This window comes from uncultured Campylobacter sp. (assembly GCF_938045225.1).
GTDB lineage: Bacteria > Campylobacterota > Campylobacteria > Campylobacterales > Campylobacteraceae > Campylobacter_A.
In genome coordinates, this window is the sequence record NZ_CALINL010000019.1 from 1 (window position 1) to 2,222 (window position 2,222).

2 protein-coding genes are annotated in these 2,222 nt (G+C 49.2%); both read right to left on the bottom strand.

The features are described from left to right. A partial coding sequence (locus tag Q0200_RS01425; RefSeq protein ID WP_297936907.1) for an MATE family efflux transporter occupies positions 1-1,482 on the bottom strand: 1,482 nt, incomplete at its 3' end. Next, positions 1,482-2,222, bottom strand: a 741-nt coding sequence (locus tag Q0200_RS01430; protein WP_297936909.1) for a nucleotide sugar dehydrogenase, incomplete at its 5' end; no start/stop codon positions are given. The genes Q0200_RS01425 and Q0200_RS01430, both read right to left, overlap by 1 nt.

The following is a 2,222-nucleotide window of genomic DNA, read 5'->3' on the forward strand; positions in this document are numbered from 1 at the left end:
CACGACTAGCTGTTCTCTTTTGTCAAATATCAAAAATAGGCTCGCGGCGTAACCGAGCGCAAGCAAAACCGCCGAATACGCGGCAAATTCGCCCCAGCTTGAAATTTGCACGAAATTTCGCAGCCAAAAAAACAGTCCGCAAACGGCCGCGAAAACGGCTAAATTTTTAAAATAAACGCCGTAAAAAGTAGTAAGCGGCAGGCTCAAATTTAACGCAGCGTTTATGAGGTCAAATCCCAAAATGCGCACCGAATAAAGCGCGGCGCCGACGATCGCCATACCGTAAATGCCGTAGTCCGTAAATTTAAGCACGGCAATCTGCGCCAAAATCGTGCCGGCACCCAAAATGGTGTTTGCTATCGCGGGGCGCTTTAGTTTATTCGTCGCGCCGTCGAGATTAAAAAGCGAAAAAACGTAGCTGATAAATATAATCGGCACCAGGGTTATCATCGAGAGATTATAGATTAGGCTTATCTCGTCCGCGCTTTTAAACGGCAGCCAAAGCGTGTAAAATTCGCGCCCGAAAGCCACGAAAATAGCCGCCGGTACGCTCATGACAAATGCCGTAACTCGCATCGAAAATTTAGCCTCCGCAACAAGCGCGGTCAAATTTGATTTGGAGTAATGCTCGACGAATTTGGGTGCAAATATCGCGCTAAGCTGCGCTACGAAGCTCTCCAAAATTATCGGAGCCGCCTTTGAAACGGCTAAAATTCCCGTAGCATTCGCGCTTAAAAAGATATTGCAGATAAACAGATCCATACCGCTCATAAGCACGCGGTTTAGGGCGTTAAAGCTATTATAGACGCCTGATTTTAGCAGCTCTTTTATCCGCGTAAAGTCAAATTCGCTTGGGTTAAATTTAAGCTCGGGCGTGATGCGGCGCGAAACCCAAACGCTCGTAAAAAAAACAAAGAGCGACGCGGCTAGAGCGGAGATCGCGATATAGGCGATCATCGGTCTAAAAAAATAAAAAAGCGCTACGATGAGAGCGGCCAAAATGGCGCTAGACGCGGCGTTACGAACAGAGATGATGTATAGCTTGTTTTTGATAAACATCGAGACGCTGATGACGCCGTTAAAAAGCCCGACGCAAAAATTTATAAAATAAAATACGAAAGTAAGCCGCACGTCGCCCAGCAGCGCGTCGCTCACGTTTAGTACGCTTTGCAAATTTAAGATAAAAATGCCCGCACCCAGCAAAATAAGGACGCAAAAAAAGATATTTACGACTAGAACCGACGAGTAGTAGGCGTTGGCCGCGCTGATATCGTCCCTATGCCACTCGTACGCGACGAAGCGGCCGCTAACCGAGTTTATCGCAGCAGTCACGACTAGGGCGTAGGCTACGATAGCGTTAGATAGCCCGACAAAGCCGTAGGCCTCGTTGCCTAGGCTTTTTAGAATGTAGGGCGTGAGGAAAAAATTTATCCCCATCGAGACGATAAAAACGACGATGGAGCTGATCAAATTTACGAGCATTACAGCCTTGCGTCGGCGTTTTCGTAAACGTTTTTGATATCGTAAACGAGCGCTTTGCTAAATTTTAACCCTTTAAATTTATCGTGTGCGACGGCGATCACGACGCAGTCGTAGTCCACCTCGTCAAAGCTTTTTAGAGGCGCGATACCGTATTCGCGCTTTACTTCGGCTTCATCCGCCCACGGATCGTAGACGTCCACGCTGCAACCAAAATCCCTAAGCTCATCGATCACGTCTATCACGCGCGAATTGCGGATGTCGGGGCAGTTTTCCTTAAACGTAAGGCCAAGCACCAAAACGTGGGCCGAATTTATCAAAACGCCCCTTTTTATCATCAGTTTTACGACCTCGCCAGCGGCGTATTTGCCCATATTGTCGTTTATACGGCGACCGGCCAGGATCATCTCGGGATGAAAGCCAAGCTCCTGCGCCTTATGCGTGAGATAGTACGGATCCACGCCGATGCAGTGGCCGCCGACTAGCCCAGGACGGAAATTTAAGAAATTCCACTTCGTGCCCGCAGCCTGCAAAACGGCGTTCGTGTCGATGTTCATCTTGTTAAATATCATCGCAAGCTCGTTCATAAAGGCGATATTTATGTCGCGCTGCGTGTTTTCGATGACTTTGGCGGCCTCGGCGACCTTGATGGAGGGGGCGCGGTGGATGCCGGCGTCGATGACCAGCGAGTAGACGCCGGCGATATCCTCCGGGGCCCGAGGGTCTATCCCGGACACGATCTT